Origin of the sequence: Mesobacillus jeotgali (genome assembly GCF_014856545.2) — a bacterium.
GTDB lineage: Bacteria > Bacillota > Bacilli > Bacillales > Cytobacillaceae > Mesobacillus.
The window spans coordinates 1,828,600-1,844,304 of the sequence record NZ_CP109811.1; the positions used below are offsets into that span (position 1 = coordinate 1,828,600).

The following is a 15,705-nucleotide window of genomic DNA, read 5'->3' on the forward strand; positions in this document are numbered from 1 at the left end:
TGAAGACTGGACTCATTGTTTATGCTGGTAGTGAAGCTATAAATATTCAGGTGATAAAATGGCCAAAAGGAAAAGACGGCAATCGAGAAAAAAGAATATTTTGAAAACAACAGTTCAATATGAACTTGCCGGGTTAGCATTGCTCGCATTGGCCATCATAGCGATGGCGGATTTGGGTGCTGTTGGAAGGGCGGTCGTGATGTTTTTCCGCTTTTTCTTCGGAGAATGGTATATGCTCAGCCTGGTCGGGCTGGTCGTGTTCAGTATTTATATCATGTGGAAACGAAGCCTGCCCTTTATTTTCCACACCAAATTGATTGGTACATATCTGATTCTCAGTGCAATCTTGTTATTAAGCCATGTGACGTTATTCGAACTATTATCGAATGGAGGCAAGTTTGAGGATCCAAGTGTCATTAAAAATACATTTGATTTATATGTCATGGAGGCTAAAGGTGAGACAAGCACAACAGACCTTGGAGGCGGGATGATTGGGGCTGTGATGTTTGCTTTGTTTTATTTTCTGTTTGATGCAGCTGGCTCCCAATTGATTGCGTTTCTGTTAATCATCATAGGCGCGATACTCGTTACTGGGAAAACCTTTAGTGAAGTTGCCGGAAAAATACTTACACCTATCGGCAGTTTTATCAAAGACCAATGGATTTCATTCATTGAAGACGTGAAGCAATGGAAAGAAAATCACCAGTATAAAAAGATGGAAAAAATGCAGGCGAAGCAAGCTGAAAAAGAGAACAGCCAGGCAGTTCCTAAGGAAGCACCAGTTGAAAAAACTATTGAACTTACCGAGGGGCCGGCCCCGGAGCCAATCATATCCAGCTTTGCGGAGCGAGCCTATGCAAACACCCCTGAAGCACAGCCGCAGGAGGCGGAGAAGAAGGCTAAAACCGCACAGGACACAGGTGATGCTGGTGAAGAATTGACACAACCTATTACTTTTACTGAGGTAGAGAATACCTCATACGAGCTTCCGCCGATTGATATATTGAAGCTGCCGAATAAAACCGACCAGAGCGGAGAATATGAAATGATCCATGCCAATGCGGCCAAGCTTGAACGTACATTCCACAGCTTTGGTGTAAAGGCAAGGGTAACTCAGGTTCACCTAGGACCTGCTGTTACAAAGTATGAAGTCCACCCAGATGTCGGTGTCAAGGTCAGCAGAATTGTAAGTCTGAACGATGATTTGGCATTAGCTCTGGCTGCGAAGGATATCAGGATCGAAGCCCCTATACCCGGAAAGTCAGCCATTGGAATCGAAGTGCCTAATTCCGAGGTGGCAATGGTTTCTTTACGGGAAGTTATTGATTCCAAACAGCACAACAAACCTGGGTCAAAACTTCAAATTGGTTTAGGGCGCGATATTACCGGGGAGGCAGTGCTGGCAGAATTAAATAAAATGCCTCACCTTTTGGTTGCCGGTGCTACCGGAAGCGGGAAAAGTGTATGTATTAACGGGATTATCACGAGTATTCTGATGAAAGCAAAGCCTCACGAAGTTAAATTGATGATGATCGATCCGAAAATGGTAGAGCTGAATGTTTATAATGGGGTGCCACATTTGCTGGCTCCTGTTGTGACAGATGCGAAGAAAGCATCCCAGGCACTCAAAAAAGTGGTCAGTGAAATGGAAAGGCGCTATGAGCTTTTCTCGCACACTGGAACAAGGAACATAGAGGGCTACAATGAATATATTAAGAAATACAATAACGAAGAAGATGCGAACCAGCCTTTACTTCCATTCATTGTCGTAATTGTGGACGAGCTTGCGGACTTGATGATGGTGGCATCATCTGATGTTGAAGATTCGATTACACGTCTTGCACAAATGGCCCGTGCTGCGGGGATTCATCTCATCATAGCTACGCAAAGGCCGTCAGTTGATGTTATAACAGGGGTAATCAAAGCGAATATTCCTTCAAGAATAGCATTTGCAGTGTCTTCAATGACAGACTCAAGAACGATTCTGGATATGGGCGGTGCTGAGAAGCTGCTCGGAAGAGGTGACATGCTGTTCCTGCCTGTAGGGGCATCCAAACCTGTCAGGGTGCAGGGAGCTTTCCTCTCGGATGAAGAGGTTGAAGAAGTTGTCAACTACGTGATTGGCCAACAGAAGGCGCAGTATCAGGAGGAAATGATTCCTGAAGATATACCTGAGAACACGTCAGAGGTTGAGGATGATTTGTACGGTGATGCAGTAGACCTTGTGGTTGAAATGCAGACAGCTTCTGTATCTATGCTGCAGCGAAGGTTCAGGATTGGGTACTCTCGTGCAGCAAGACTGATTGATGAAATGGAGCTGCGAGGTGTAGTTGGGCCCTATGAAGGAAGCAAGCCGCGGACCGTCCTGGTGGCTAAGTCCGAAGAGGCATAACTTTATACGATTACAAAAGACAAAAGTCGGGTGAGCACACCCGGCTTTTGTGTTTATGTAGGAAATAACTCCTATACAGAAAATAATAGTGTCATACTATTAAAACCGCTTACAAAATATTATTATACCAAAAATATAGGTTTTTCGTCCCGGAAAAAGTGACAATTTTGGTTATTCTAGCTTTTTTCGACAAAATGATGAAACACTATTTATTTATCTCTAAAAAAGTGTTATAGTATTTTCGATTAGTAGGAATGCTATACATCAGATGTCTGATGTCTTGAGCAAAGGTTGGAGGAACGCCTCATGTCGATCAAGTCAGATAACCGGCACCTGTATTTACAAGTAATCGATCACCTAAAGCAAGATATTCAAAAAGGTATATATAAAGAAAGAGAAAAATTGCCTTCTGAATTCGATCTTGCCAAACAGCTTGGAGTCAGCAGAGCTACACTAAGAGAAGCATTGCGAATACTTGAAGAAGAAAATGTCATTGTTCGCAGGCATGGTGTAGGGACCTTTGTGAACGCCAAACCATTGTTTGAGTCAGGTATCGAACAGCTTAACAGCGTGACTGGGATGATTGAGCAGGCAGGGATGAAGCCTGGTACAATCTTTTTAAACTCAACGACTACTGGGCCAACCGAAGAAGATATTCGTCGTTTCTCATGCTCGCTTGATGATGAAATCACACTCGTCGAAAGGGTCAGAACTGCAAATGGGGAGCCTGTTGTCTATTGTTTGGACAAGATTCCTTCAAGTATCCTGCCGGAAGATTCTTCTTTTGAAGATGAATCATTGCTTCATCTTCTTGAGATTAAATCGAACCGGAAGGTGACATATGCGGTAGCTCAAATCGAGCCAATTGGCTATCATGAGAAGATTTCACCCATCCTCGAATGCGCGCCGGAAACTGCATTGCTTGTTTTGAAGCAGATGCATTTCGACGAGAACGACGTTCCGATTCTTTATTCGGTCAATTACTTTAAAGCCGACAAGTTCAGTTTTCATGTCCTTAGAAGAAGAATTTAAATTTTTTTTAAGGAAATGAAAACGCTAACTGATTGGTTTTTCAGAACATTCCTGCGAAATCACAAACAATCTCTGGGGGGTACAAACCTTGAAAAAGCGTAAATTTGGTTTGGTAATGTCATTGCTTTTAGCAGCAGGTACAATGTTGGCAGGTTGCGGAAGCGACGATGGCGGTTCTACTGGTGGAAAAGAATCAGACTTAAGAGTAGGTATGGTAACTGACGCAGGTACGATTGATGACAAATCTTTCAACCAAGGTACTTGGGAAGGAATCCTGAAAGCTGAGGAAGATCTAGGCGTAAAGACAAAGTACCTTAAGCCAGCTGGAACGACTGAAGCAGAATACTTAAAAGAAATCGGCAACTTATATGATGCAGAATATAAGTTTATCATTACACCGGGCTTTAAATTCGAAACAGCAGTATTCCAAGCCCAAGATAAATATGAAGATGCTAAATTCGTCATCATTGACGGAAATCCACACAACGGAGACTTTAATCCAGTTGTAAAAGATAACACTGTTGCTGTATTCTTCGCTGAGCATGAGTCCGGCTTCCTTGCTGGTGTAGCTGCAGCGGTTGAATTGAAAGAAGGCGAAGCAGGCTTTATCGGTGGTATGGAAATCCCTGCTGTACAAAAGTTCAACTGGGGCTTCCAACAAGGTCTTAAATATGCAAATGAAAACCTTGACACGAATGTAACAATGAAAGCTGAAAACGTTGTATATCAAGGTTCATTTGACAACGCTGCTGCTGGTGGACAAATCGCGGCTCAATTCTATGATCGTGGCGTAGATGTTATCTTTACTGCTGCAGGTGGTGTTGGTGTTGGTGCGATCAACGAAGCGAAGAACCGTGCTAAGGCTGGAGAAAATGTCTGGATCGTCGGTGTTGACGTTGACCAGTTCGAAGATGGTAAGTACGATGGCGACAAGTCTGTCATCCTGACTTCAGCAATGAAGAAGCTAGACCAGGTTGCTTTTGATATGGTCCAAGCTGAAATCGATGGCAAATTCCCAGGTGGAGAAACATTAACGTTTGATGCTAAGAACGATGGAATCGGTCTTCCTGAGGAAAACCCTAACCTAAGCGAAGAAACTATGGGCAAGGTTAAGGAAGCTTACGACAAGATTAAATCAGAAGAAATCACAGTCTCTGCTGAACAAGGAGATTTATTTAAGTAAAAAAAGTGCAAAAGAGACGGTACCTTCCGTCTCTTTTGTCTATCAAACCCGGTACGGAAAATATTGCTAATTTTAAAATGTGAGTTTGATAATTGTTCATATTGAAAAAAAAATGTACAGCTCCAGAGCCTGGCTTCCACAAAATCGGCCTGCCAGAGGAAGTTGTTTCACACTTCCCCGAACAATCTGGCCTAATCTTGTGAAGCTGACCAAGGCGCTTACGCTATTCTTAATAGGTATAGAGTCTAATACAAAGGTGAGTGCTACTATGAGTTATGTAGTTGAGATGTTGAATATCCGGAAAGAGTTTCCGGGTATCGTAGCCAACGATAATGTTACCCTTACCCTAAAAAAAGGGGAAATACATGCATTATTGGGTGAAAACGGTGCAGGGAAGTCAACCTTAATGGGTGTTCTGTTCGGTATGTACCAGCCTGAACGAGGCGTAATAAAAGTAAATGGACAAGAAGTTAAGATTACGAATCCTAATGTGGCAAACCGTTTGGGAATCGGAATGGTGCACCAGCATTTCAAGCTGGTTGAGAACTTCACTGTAACAGAAAACATCATTTTGGGCAGTGAGCCACTTAGAGGCATGGTGCTTGATATTGATAAAGCAGCAAAAAGAATTGAAAAATTATCAAAGCATTATGGATTGAATGTTGATCCTCATGCGAAAATTGAAGATATCTCAGTAGGTATGCAGCAAAGAGTCGAGATTTTGAAGATGCTTTATCGTGAAGCGGATGTTCTGATTTTGGATGAGCCAACAGCTGTTTTAACACCAGCAGAAATTGATGAATTGATGAAAATTATGCGCAATCTTATTAAAGAAGGCAAGTCTATTATTATTATCACTCATAAATTGAAAGAAATTAAAGCGGTTGCTGACCGTTGTACGGTAATCCGCCGCGGTAAAGGCATTGGCACTGTCAATGTGGCAGAAGCAAGTGAGGCTAGTCTTGCAGAAATGATGGTCGGACGTCAGGTCTCTTTTAAAGTGAATAAGAAAGAAAGTACTCCTGCTGAGGTAGTACTTAAAATAGATTCTTTGTCAGTCAAAAATAATAGAAAAGTAATGGGATTAAAGGAATTTTCACTGGAAGTCCGAGAGGGAGAAATTGTTGGTATTGCCGGCGTTGAAGGCAATGGCCAGACAGAGCTTGTGGAAGCTATCACTGGTCTAAGGAAAGCAGAGTCCGGGTCAATCCTTCTTTATGGTGACGAAATCATTAATCTTCCAATCCGTCAGAGAAATGAAAAAGGAATCAGCCATATTCCGGAGGACAGGCAAAAGCGCGGTCTTGTACTGGATTACTCGCTTGTCTCAAACATGGTGCTCCAAATTTATAATAAGAAACCTTTCTCTAGGAATGGATTATTAAATGTGCCTGCAATGAAAGCGTATGCTCAAAATATACTGACAAACTTTGATGTGCGTTCAGGCGAAGGTGCTGCTTCGATTGCCAGAACACTATCAGGTGGGAACCAGCAAAAAGCAATTATCGGAAGAGAGCTTGAACTTGATCCGAAGCTTTTGATCGCGGTTCAGCCAACACGCGGTCTTGATGTTGGGTCAATCGAATACATCCATAAAAGGATTATTGAACACCGTGATAAAGGCAACGCAGTTTTGCTGATTTCATTGGAACTTGATGAGGTTTTACAGTTATCAGATCGTATCGCGGTTGTAAACAATGGTGAACTGGTAGGAATCGTAAATGCAGCTGAAACTGACGAAAATGAAGTAGGTCTAATGATGGCAGGCGTGTCTAAGGAGAGAAGCATATGAGAAATACCATCGTATCATTAATATCCATTATTCTAGGTCTGGTGGCCGGGGGAATCTTAATGCTTTTCATCGGAAGCAATCCGATCGAGGGCTATTCCTATTTGCTTCAAGGAGCACTGAAGAATTTGGAACGTATCGGTAATACTCTGGCAACAGCAACACCGCTTGTATTCACAGGTTTGTCTGTCGCCTTTGCGTTCCGTACTGGTCTTTTTAACATTGGCGCCTCTGGACAAATGCTGGCTGGAGGACTTGCTGCAACAGCTGTCGCCTTAACTTTTGATCTATCCGGACCTGTAAACCTTTTAGCAATGGTACTGGCGGGTCTGGTTGCTGGTGCTTTGTGGGCATTCATTCCTGGTTTGCTGAAAGCGAAATTCAATGTTCACGAGGTTGTTTCCACAATCATGATGAACTGGATTGCCTACTGGACGATCTACTATATTGTCCCAGGATATTTCAAGGGAGAATTCCTGGAGACAGAATCTAAGAAACTGGCAGAATCAGATACTTTGAGAACGCCATTCTTAACTGAAATGTTTGACGGGTCTTATATTAACCTGGGTCTTTTCCTTGCAGTCATTGCAGTTATTATCATTGCCTTTATCATTGATAAGACGACATTGGGCTTCGAGTTAAAGGCGGTTGGTTTTAACCGATTTGCTGCAGAATATGCAGGTATGAAAGTTAACCGTAACATTATTCTATCCATGTTGATTTCTGGTGCACTTGCGGGTGTTGGCGGGGTAGCGTTGTATACAGGAAATGCTTCTAGTATTCAAATAGGTATTCTGCCTTCTCAAGGTTATGACGGCATCGCGGTAGCCCTTCTTGGCGCCAACCATCCTGTAGGGGTATTCTTCGCAGCGGTACTGTTCGGAATTTTATACTCTGGAACAGGATTCATGAACGCAATGACGGAGATTCCGCCTGAATTGGCAAATACCATTATCGCGATCATCATTTATTTTGCTGCAACAAGTGTTATGATTGAGCGTCTTCTGAACAAATTCAAGGCGAAAAAATCTAACAAAGAAGATAAACGTGGTCCTGTAGTCGAGAAGGGAGATTCTTAAGATGTGGTCAATAATAGAACAAATTTTTCCTTACGCGATTATCTTTACAATTCCTCTTCTAATAACGGCGCTTGGCGGACTTTTTAGTGAACGAAGCGGTATTGTTAATATCGCCCTTGAGGGATTGATGGTCATTGGAGCCTTTTCTGGTGCGCTGTCCATCCACTACCTGAGCGGCGTATTGGACAACCACACATTGGTACTTTGGCTGGGATTGCTGGCTGCTGTACTTGCTGGTGTGCTATTCTCCATCTTGCATGCTTTTGCCAGCATTAATCTTAATGCCAATCAAATCATCAGTGGTACGGCAATTAACCTGATTGCTACTGCACTGACAGTGTTCCTTGCAAGGAATATTACTGGTAGTGGAAACATTCGGATCTCAAGCGGTTTTTCACCATGGGATGTTCCTTTCCTTTCTGATATACCTGTAATCGGAGATTTATTTTTCACAAAGACATATCCAACAACATGGTTGGTATTGATTATTCTTTTTGCAAGTTCATTCATTTTATATAAGACAAAGTTTGGACTTCGTCTGCGCTCCTGTGGTGAATTCCCACAAGCAGCCGAAGCAGCCGGGATCAATGTCAGGAGAATCCGTTACAGCGGGGTCCTGATTTCTGGAGCTTTCGCCGGTCTAGGCGGAGCCTTGATTATCGTCACCCAGTCTGGTGAATTCACAGGAACTGTTGCAGGTCTAGGCTTCCTTGCACTTGCTTCTTTGATTTTCGGTCAGTGGAAGCCGCTAGGTGTGCTTGCAGCGACTCTCTTCTTTGGATTTGCCAGTACGATTGCAAACGTGTCTCAAGTAATTCCAGAGTTGGCTGTTATTCCGCCAATCTTGTTGAAGATTTTCCCTTATGTAGTGACGCTAATCGCACTTGTTATCTTCTCCAAGTCATCACAAGCACCAAAAGCAGTTGGAGAAACATTCGACAGCGGCAAACGTTAATACGTACACTGTGAAAAGAGGTACCTAAAAAGGGTGCCTTTTTTTATATATTTTTATGGACTTAAATATTCAGTTGATAATATCATAAAAATTCGAACATTCCATTTAGATTAAATCTTCCATATGTGTTAATATAAAGGAAAAGTTTGCTAAAAAATATATCGTCAAGAGGGCATGGATATGAAGCTATCATTATATATGGACGATCGTGAAACGGAAAAAATCTTTTCTTATTTACGCTGGATATTCCTATTGGTAGGGATTCTAGTATTCTACTTTCCCCCATTGGCGGACAGGCTGAATTTTACAAAAGAAACATTTCCTTTATTGCTTTCAATTGGATTTGTCTATATGACCGTTGCGCAGGTTGCTTTGATAAAAATGTCGGCGGGAAACGAGTATTTCAATTTACTTACAAAGGCTGGCATCATTTTCGATTATATTGCCCTAATGTGGCTTCTCGCCTTGACAAATGGAGTCATTTCCCCGCTTTTTCCGATTGCTTATTTGGTCGTCATGCATGCGACCATTTACTGGCGGACAAAGGGGGCGATATTATCTTCGATTTCGTTAACAATAGGGTACACAACTATTTATGCCTTCCAGGCTCAATTTGACTTTCATACAACATTTGTCTTTATTTTAAATCTTGTCTTCATATGGATCATCGGTGTGTTTGGTTCATTGATTGTCATACGTGAAAGGAAGCATTTGAAACAGAAAGAAATTTTTCATGAGCTGATGTTCACTGATTATTTAACAGGCTTATATAATCATCGCCATTTTCAGGAACAATTAAGGGTTTTAGTAAATGCGCGGCAAAATTTCCTGTTGGTCATGGGAGATATTGATCACTTTAAGCAAATCAATGACCAGTTCGGCCACTTAGCGGGAGATGAAATCTTAAAAAAAATTGGAAGCATTTTTCAAGAATTGGCGACTGACTATGATGCGCAGGCTTTCCGTTATGGCGGAGAGGAATTTGCCTTTCTTTTACCTGCTATCGAGGAACCAGAACAAATCCGCTTTTTTGATGCCCTTTACGAAAGATTATCTGCTGAAAAGTTCAGTAAAGAATGCAAAAGTGTCACGATGAGCTTTGGGATTGCTTCATCAAAAGGTTCAGTCTTGCCGGATAAACTTCTTGGTTATACTGACCAGCTTTTATACAGTGCAAAAGCAAACGGAAAAAATCAGGCTAAATTCGAATCTGGTTATACATATTTTTACTCGCAGGCAAAAGATGAAATCGCTGCTTCCAGACAATAAAAGCTTCCCAATGGGGAAGCTTTTGCCATATTGACTGCCAAATCCTTGAATAAGACTTAATGTGAAAGGTATAGTTAGAGTATATTTATAGGAATATTAAATATAGACTTCACAACGTATACATAAAAGGAAGAATGTTTTATTTTCATCAATCATGTGAAGAAGAAAGATTGTAAGCAAGTCTTGTTGTTATAAATAAAGGAGGATATCAATGGCTGTCATTTCAGAATCAATCAAGGATATGAAAGGCTACAAGCTCCATATTGTCAAAACTGAAAAATTCAAAACAAATACAATTGTCTGGAAGATGAAGGCTCCGCTTACCAGTGAGGATGTAACGAAAAGGGCGCTGCTTCCGTACGTGCTGCAAAGCAGTTCCAAGGCTTACCCATCGACTTCGAAGTTTCGATCTTATCTTGATGAGCTTTACGGTGCAAATTTATATGTAGATGTTTCAAAAAAGGGAGAATATCAGGTCCTCAGTTTTTCCCTTGAAATAGCAAATGAAAAGTTCCTCAGCGACCCTGATCCTTTGCTGAAAAAAGGATTGCAATTGATGGCGGAGATACTGGTGAATCCGCTGGCTGAAAATGGGGCTTTTGACAAAGAGACTGTTGAAAAGGAGAAACGCACATTAAAACAGCGGATCCAGGCCGTCTATGATGATAAAATGAGATACTCCAATTTCAGGCTTGTACAGGAAATGTGCAAGGATGAACCATATGCGCTCCATGTCAATGGTGAAATTGATGATATTCCGCAAATTGACGAGAAGAACCTTTATGAATACTATAAGAAAGCCTTTGCGGAAGATGAGCTTGACCTATTTATCATTGGGGATGTTGATCAGGCTGAAGTCCAGTCGTTTGCACAGGACCTCCTGCAATTTGATCAGCGTGCACCTAAACTGGTTGAGGCTTCGAAAAGTGTTTCCGTGGAAGAAAAAACCGTCAAGGACAAAGAGGACGTCAAACAGGGTAAGCTGAATATCGGCTACAGGACGAATGTTCTTTATGGTGATAAAGATTATTATGCACTCCAGGTTTTCAATGGGATTTTCGGAGGGTTTTCACATTCTAAATTATTTTTGAACGTGCGTGAAAAAAATAGTCTTGCCTATTATGTCGCAAGCCGTCTTGAAAGCCACAAAGGATTAATGATGGTCATGTCAGGCATTGAATTTGAAAATTTTGAGCTGGCTGTAAAAATAATCCGTGAGCAAATGCAAGCGATGCAGTCTGGCGATTTTACCGACCAGGAAATCGAACAGACGAAAGCTGTGATCGAAAACCAAATGCTTGAAACTATGGATACGGCAAGAGGGATGGTTGAGGTCCTCTATCATAATGTTGTGTCGCGTCAAAGTGTCAGCCTCGATGACTGGCTTCAGGGCATGAGTAAAACCACAAAAGAAGAAATCGTTGCTGTAGCCAAAAAGGTTCAGCTTGATACGGTCTACTTCTTAACTGGATTGGAGGCGGACAAATAATGGAGAAAATCACTTTTGAACAGCTTCAGGAAGAAATGTACTACGAAAAGCTGGATAACGGACTCGATGTATACATTCTCCCGAAAAAAGGATTCAATAAAACATATGCTACTTTTACAACGAAATACGGTTCAATCGATAATCACTTCCTTCCTCCTGGAAAAGATGATTTCGTGAAGGTGCCTGATGGCATCGCCCACTTCCTTGAACATAAATTGTTTGAAAAGGAAGATGGTGACGTGTTCCAGCAATTCAGTAAGCAGGGTGCTTCAGCGAATGCATTTACTTCATTTACGAGGACTGCGTATTTATTTTCGAGTACATCAAATGTGGAGAAAAACCTTGAAACGCTGATTGACTTCGTTCAAGAGCCTTATTTTACCGAGAAGACAGTTGAAAAGGAAAAGGGAATCATCGGGCAGGAGATTACAATGTATGATGACAACCCAGACTGGAGGCTGTATTTCGGCCTGATTCAGAATATGTATAAGAACCACCCCGTCAGCATCGATATCGCGGGTACAATAGAGTCGATTTCCCATATAACAAAAGATATGCTGTATGAGTGCTATGAAACCTTTTACCATCCGAGCAATATGATGTTGTTCGTAGTTGGTCCTGTTAACCCTGATGAGGTCATGGCCTTGATAAAAGAGAACCAGGGGAAGAAGGAATACGAAAAACAGCCAGAAATCCAGCGGAGGTTCGACGAGGAACAAGTTGGGGTTGCTGAAAAGAAACAGGTTCTTAAAATGAATGTCCAGACGTCCAAGTGCCTGGTTGGGATCAAGGCGGCCGACCCGACTGAATCGGGCAGGGAGATGCTGAAAAAAGAGCTGTCTATCAATGTGATGCTTGATATTCTCTTTGGAAAAAGTTCTGAGAACTACACCGAGTTATATGGCTCAGGATTAATCGATGATACGTTTTCATACGATTATACGGAAGAACAGGGCTTTGGATTTGCGATGGTCGGCGGCGATACGAACGAGCCAGATGTCCTTGCAAGCAAGCTGGAAGCCATGCTACTGGATGCCAAATCCGGCCGAGGATTGACAGACGACAACCTTGAAAGAACAAAAAAGAAAAAAATTGGAGCTTTTCTAAGGGCAGTCAATTCACCTGAGTATATTGCGAACCAGTTCACACGCTATGCATTCAATGATATGGATTTGTTTGATGTAGTGCCGGTGCTTGAAAGCCTAACACTGGAGGATCTCAAGCAGGCTGCCAGCAAGCTGATTGCCGAAGAACGGTTTACAGTCTGCCAGGTAGTCCCAAAGGATAAGCAATAAAACAGCATTTAATCTATGCGCCGGTCTTTGCCGGCGCATTATTTCATGAGATTATTTGGAGAGGGAAAACATGAAGAAATTCGCACTCGTAACAGGAGCAAGTGGGGCGATCGGAAAGGCGATTTCCACGAAGCTTGCAGCTGAAGGTTATTCGCTTTATTTGCATTTTAACAAGAACGAAAAAGGGATGGAGGAACTTGTCGGTCAAATTCAACACTTTGGCGGAGAATATATACCGATCCAGGCAGATCTTGCTTCAAAGACAGGCTATTTGGATTTGGCAGCCAACATCTTCTCCATTGATGCAATAGTACATAATGCAGGAAATGCCCTATACGGACTTCTTGAAGATTTGAAGGAGGCGGAAGCAGAGGAACTTATCCAGATTCATTTAACATCGCCTATGATGCTGTCCAAAAAGCTTATTCCAAAATTGCGGCAAAAGGAAAGAGGGAGTATCGTTCTCGTGTCATCTATATGGGGACAGACAGGCGCATCATATGAAGTGGCCTATTCGGCGGTAAAAGGAGCCCAAATAGCTTTTGCAAAAGCGTTGAGCAAAGAACTGGCAAGCTCAGGGATAAGGGTGAATGCCGTAGCTCCAGGTGCGATTCAGACTCCTATGGTTGAAGACTTTTCACAGGATGAAATCGAGGCCATTACCGATGATATTCCATCTGGCCGTTTGGGTAAAGCAGAAGAAGTGGCAGACAGTGTTGAATTCCTCCTGTCTGATAAATCCTCCTATATTAACGGACAGGTCTTGGCAGTAAACGGCGGCTGGCTGACATGATGCAGATGTGACAATTTTTCAAAACATGTATCGAAATGAATAATAATGACCGTTCGTATGCAAAATAACCTTGTACTATTTTTAGACAAGGAGGTTGTCAATATGTCCGTATTGGATAATTGGAATCAGTGGAAGGATTTCTTGGGAGACCGCCTTCATCAGGCGCAGGACCAGGGGATGAATAAAGAGGTAATGGGAGACCTTGCCTACCAAATCGGGGACTATCTTGCCAAGAATGTCGACCCTAAAAATGAGCAGGAAAGAGTACTTGCAGACCTGTGGTCAGTTGCAAGTCCTGACGAACAGCATGCCATCGCAACAATGATGGTTAAATTGGTTCAGAACAACGGTACTAAATAATCAGCAGGATCTGGAGAGGGGACATATAGCTTCCTCTCTTTTTTTTATACTTTTTCTTAATCTTGTTGCTCTCTTAACCAAAAGTAAAACCGGAAGCGTGTTTTTTCGCTGTGTTCTTCCATCGAAAAGGCATCCGGGACAAGGCTTTATTTTACTTTTAACTTCTGGCTTGTTTTTCCTTTCATCTTCTTTGAAAATCATATAATATAGTAGCTAGATATTCGATGTCAAAATGTGTCGCAATCAAGTGACCTTATAGCAGAGGAGGAGAACGATGGAAAAGAAAGAATGGTACTTGGAATATGAGATTATGATTAACCGTCCAGGACTGCTAGGTGATATTTCTTCTTTGCTCGGTATGCTGTCAATAAATATTGTTACGATCAATGGAGTCGATGAAGGAAGGCGCGGCTTGTTGATCCTTGCAAAAGATGATGACCAAATTGAACGATTAGAGTCAATTCTAAATACAATGGATACAATAAAGGTAATTAAAATCCGTGAACCGAAGCTTCGTGACCGGATGGCGGTCAGACATGGCAGGTACATACAGCGTGATGCAGATGATAAAAAAACATTCCGGTTTGTTAGGGATGAACTTGGACTACTTGTAGATTTTATGGCAGAATTGTTTAAGATGGAAGGACACAAGCTGATTGGGATCCGTGGGATGCCGCGAGTCGGCAAGACGGAGTCAGTCGTGGCTTCAAGTGTCTGTGCGAACAAGCGTTGGCTGTTTGTTTCTTCGACATTGCTGAAACAGACAATCCGCAACCAATTGATTGAAGATGAGTACAACGCTGATAACTTATTTATCATTGACGGTATCGTCTCCACAAGAAGGGCGAATGAAAAGCACTGGCAGCTTGTCAGGGAAATCATGCGCCTGCCTGCGGTGAAGGTTGTTGAACATCCGGATATTTTTGTCCAGAATACGGAATATACACTGGATGACTTTGATTATATTATTGAACTTCGCAATAACCCTGATGAAGAAATTGTGTATGACATGGTTCAGAAGAATCACATGTTTACCGATTCTGATTTTGGCGGATTTGATTTTTAACAGTATTGGAAGGTGTTATCGTGACTGAGTTAGGAAATATATTAAAGGAAGCACGTGAAGCTAAGGGCCTCAGCCTGGACGAACTGCAGTCCATCACGAAAATACAGAAGCGCTACCTTCTTGGTATTGAAGAGGGCAATTACTCTATGATGCCAGGGAAGTTTTATGTCCGTGCATTCATTAAACAATATGCAGAGGCTGTAGGGCTTGACCCAGAACAGCTTTTTGAGCAGCATAAAAATGAAATCCCATCTACATACAACGAAGAGTTGCCCGAGCAGCTTTCCCGTGTCCAGTCGAGGAAAAGTGTTTCTCCGGAGACTTCAAAGATTCTCGACGTTCTTCCTAAAATTTTATTTGGAATCTTTATCATAGGTGCTATCGCATTGGTTTGGTATCTGATCGTCGAGTATGCGGGGGATGAGACAAAGGAACCTGTGACGCCAGGTAAGGAAACAAGGGTGGAAGAACCTGCAGAGATAACAGATGATAGTGATCAAACAGATGATAGCGGAAGTGGAGACACTGGCGAAGAAGAAGATGTCGCTGAGGAGGAACCGGCCGAAGAGGAAGCTGAGCCTGAAACACCTGCTCAGGATCTTTCAGTACTATCGAACAGCGGCAGCAATACGGTATATGAACTAAAGGGTGCCGATTCTTTCGTCATTAAAATTGTATCGCTTGGACAGACATGGGTGGGACTATCGAATGGTTCTAAATCTATTTTTCAAGAAACTCTGGTAAAAGGAAAGAATGAAAGCCGGACGGAAGATTTATCCAACGAAACAAAAGCAGTTATCAATATCGGACGTGCACCTGATACCGAAATCTACGTAAATGACCAGAAGCTTGAATATGCAGTACCGCCTGAAGAGGATATGACCCAGGTGATAACAATTAATTTTGTTAAATAAGCCTACTGCCTTTCCTTGTAAAGCCAAATCAAAGTATGATTTGCCAAAATGCCCGTATGGACTTTAGTTTATACGGGCTAAAATTATAC

General features: G+C 42.2%; 13 protein-coding genes. All 13 read left to right on the plus strand.

Translation table 11 applies throughout. The features are described from left to right. The first annotated feature begins 58 nt into the window (after positions 1-58). Positions 59-2,392 (plus strand): DNA translocase FtsK, encoded by a 2,334-nt coding sequence (locus FOF60_RS09045; RefSeq protein ID WP_192473240.1) that lies wholly within the window; start codon positions 59-61, stop codon positions 2,390-2,392. Positions 2,393-2,698: 306 nt separating this feature from the next. After that, positions 2,699-3,424, plus strand: a complete 726-nt coding sequence (locus FOF60_RS09050; protein ID WP_192473241.1) for a GntR family transcriptional regulator — start codon at positions 2,699-2,701, stop codon at positions 3,422-3,424. 88 nt (positions 3,425-3,512) lie between these two features. Further along, positions 3,513-4,607 (plus strand): BMP family lipoprotein, encoded by a 1,095-nt coding sequence (locus FOF60_RS09055; RefSeq protein WP_225650413.1) that lies wholly within the window; start codon positions 3,513-3,515, stop codon positions 4,605-4,607. A 268-nt stretch (positions 4,608-4,875) separates the two neighbouring features. After that, positions 4,876-6,399, plus strand: coding sequence for an ABC transporter ATP-binding protein (locus tag FOF60_RS09060; protein ID WP_192473242.1), 1,524 nt, complete (start codon positions 4,876-4,878; stop codon positions 6,397-6,399). Further along, on the plus strand, positions 6,396-7,475 hold the full coding sequence (locus FOF60_RS09065) for an ABC transporter permease (RefSeq protein ID WP_192473243.1): 1,080 nt from the start codon (positions 6,396-6,398) through the stop codon (positions 7,473-7,475). The genes FOF60_RS09060 and FOF60_RS09065 overlap by 4 nt, the downstream gene beginning before the upstream one ends. Position 7,476: 1 nt before the next feature. Further along, complete coding sequence (locus tag FOF60_RS09070) at positions 7,477-8,430, plus strand: ABC transporter permease (protein ID WP_192473244.1); 954 nt, start codon at positions 7,477-7,479, stop codon at positions 8,428-8,430. A 180-nt stretch (positions 8,431-8,610) separates the two neighbouring features. Continuing rightward, positions 8,611-9,699 (plus strand): GGDEF domain-containing protein, encoded by a 1,089-nt coding sequence (locus FOF60_RS09075; RefSeq protein ID WP_192473245.1) that lies wholly within the window; start codon positions 8,611-8,613, stop codon positions 9,697-9,699. A 211-nt stretch (positions 9,700-9,910) separates the two neighbouring features. Beyond that, on the plus strand, positions 9,911-11,188 hold the full coding sequence (gene yfmF, locus FOF60_RS09080) for an EF-P 5-aminopentanol modification-associated protein YfmF (RefSeq protein ID WP_192473246.1): 1,278 nt from the start codon (positions 9,911-9,913) through the stop codon (positions 11,186-11,188). Further along, the gene (gene yfmH, locus FOF60_RS09085) at positions 11,188-12,483 is read left to right on the plus strand and encodes an EF-P 5-aminopentanol modification-associated protein YfmH (RefSeq protein ID WP_192473247.1); all 1,296 of its coding nucleotides are present in this window, start codon (positions 11,188-11,190) and stop codon (positions 12,481-12,483) included. The genes yfmF and yfmH overlap by 1 nt, the downstream gene beginning before the upstream one ends. A gap of 70 nt (positions 12,484-12,553) precedes the next feature. Beyond that, positions 12,554-13,276: an elongation factor P 5-aminopentanone reductase gene (gene ymfI, locus FOF60_RS09090; protein ID WP_192473248.1), complete on the plus strand. Its 723-nt coding sequence runs from the start codon at positions 12,554-12,556 to the stop codon at positions 13,274-13,276. A 102-nt stretch (positions 13,277-13,378) separates the two neighbouring features. Then, positions 13,379-13,636 (plus strand): DUF3243 domain-containing protein, encoded by a 258-nt coding sequence (locus FOF60_RS09095; RefSeq protein ID WP_192473249.1) that lies wholly within the window; start codon positions 13,379-13,381, stop codon positions 13,634-13,636. Between the two features lie 274 nt (positions 13,637-13,910). Then, positions 13,911-14,702: a DUF3388 domain-containing protein gene (locus FOF60_RS09100; RefSeq protein WP_192473250.1), complete on the plus strand. Its 792-nt coding sequence runs from the start codon at positions 13,911-13,913 to the stop codon at positions 14,700-14,702. 20 nt (positions 14,703-14,722) lie between these two features. After that, on the plus strand, positions 14,723-15,616 hold the full coding sequence (locus tag FOF60_RS09105) for a helix-turn-helix domain-containing protein (RefSeq protein WP_192473251.1): 894 nt from the start codon (positions 14,723-14,725) through the stop codon (positions 15,614-15,616). Positions 15,617-15,705 lie beyond the last annotated feature (89 nt).

Coding starts and splice junctions, on each gene's coding strand:
- FOF60_RS09050 (WP_192473241.1), top strand. CDS start 2,699: ATGTCGATCAAGTCAGATAACCGGCACCTGTATTTACAAGTAATCGAT.
- yfmF (WP_192473246.1), top strand. CDS start 9,911: ATGGCTGTCATTTCAGAATCAATCAAGGATATGAAAGGCTACAAGCTC.
- yfmH (WP_192473247.1), top strand. CDS start 11,188: ATGGAGAAAATCACTTTTGAACAGCTTCAGGAAGAAATGTACTACGAA.
- FOF60_RS09065 (WP_192473243.1), top strand. CDS start 6,396: ATGAGAAATACCATCGTATCATTAATATCCATTATTCTAGGTCTGGTG.
- FOF60_RS09075 (WP_192473245.1), top strand. CDS start 8,611: ATGAAGCTATCATTATATATGGACGATCGTGAAACGGAAAAAATCTTT.
- FOF60_RS09095 (WP_192473249.1), top strand. CDS start 13,379: ATGTCCGTATTGGATAATTGGAATCAGTGGAAGGATTTCTTGGGAGAC.
- FOF60_RS09070 (WP_192473244.1), top strand. CDS start 7,477: ATGTGGTCAATAATAGAACAAATTTTTCCTTACGCGATTATCTTTACA.
- FOF60_RS09045 (WP_192473240.1), top strand. CDS start 59: ATGGCCAAAAGGAAAAGACGGCAATCGAGAAAAAAGAATATTTTGAAA.
- FOF60_RS09060 (WP_192473242.1), top strand. CDS start 4,876: ATGAGTTATGTAGTTGAGATGTTGAATATCCGGAAAGAGTTTCCGGGT.
- FOF60_RS09100 (WP_192473250.1), top strand. CDS start 13,911: ATGGAAAAGAAAGAATGGTACTTGGAATATGAGATTATGATTAACCGT.
- ymfI (WP_192473248.1), top strand. CDS start 12,554: ATGAAGAAATTCGCACTCGTAACAGGAGCAAGTGGGGCGATCGGAAAG.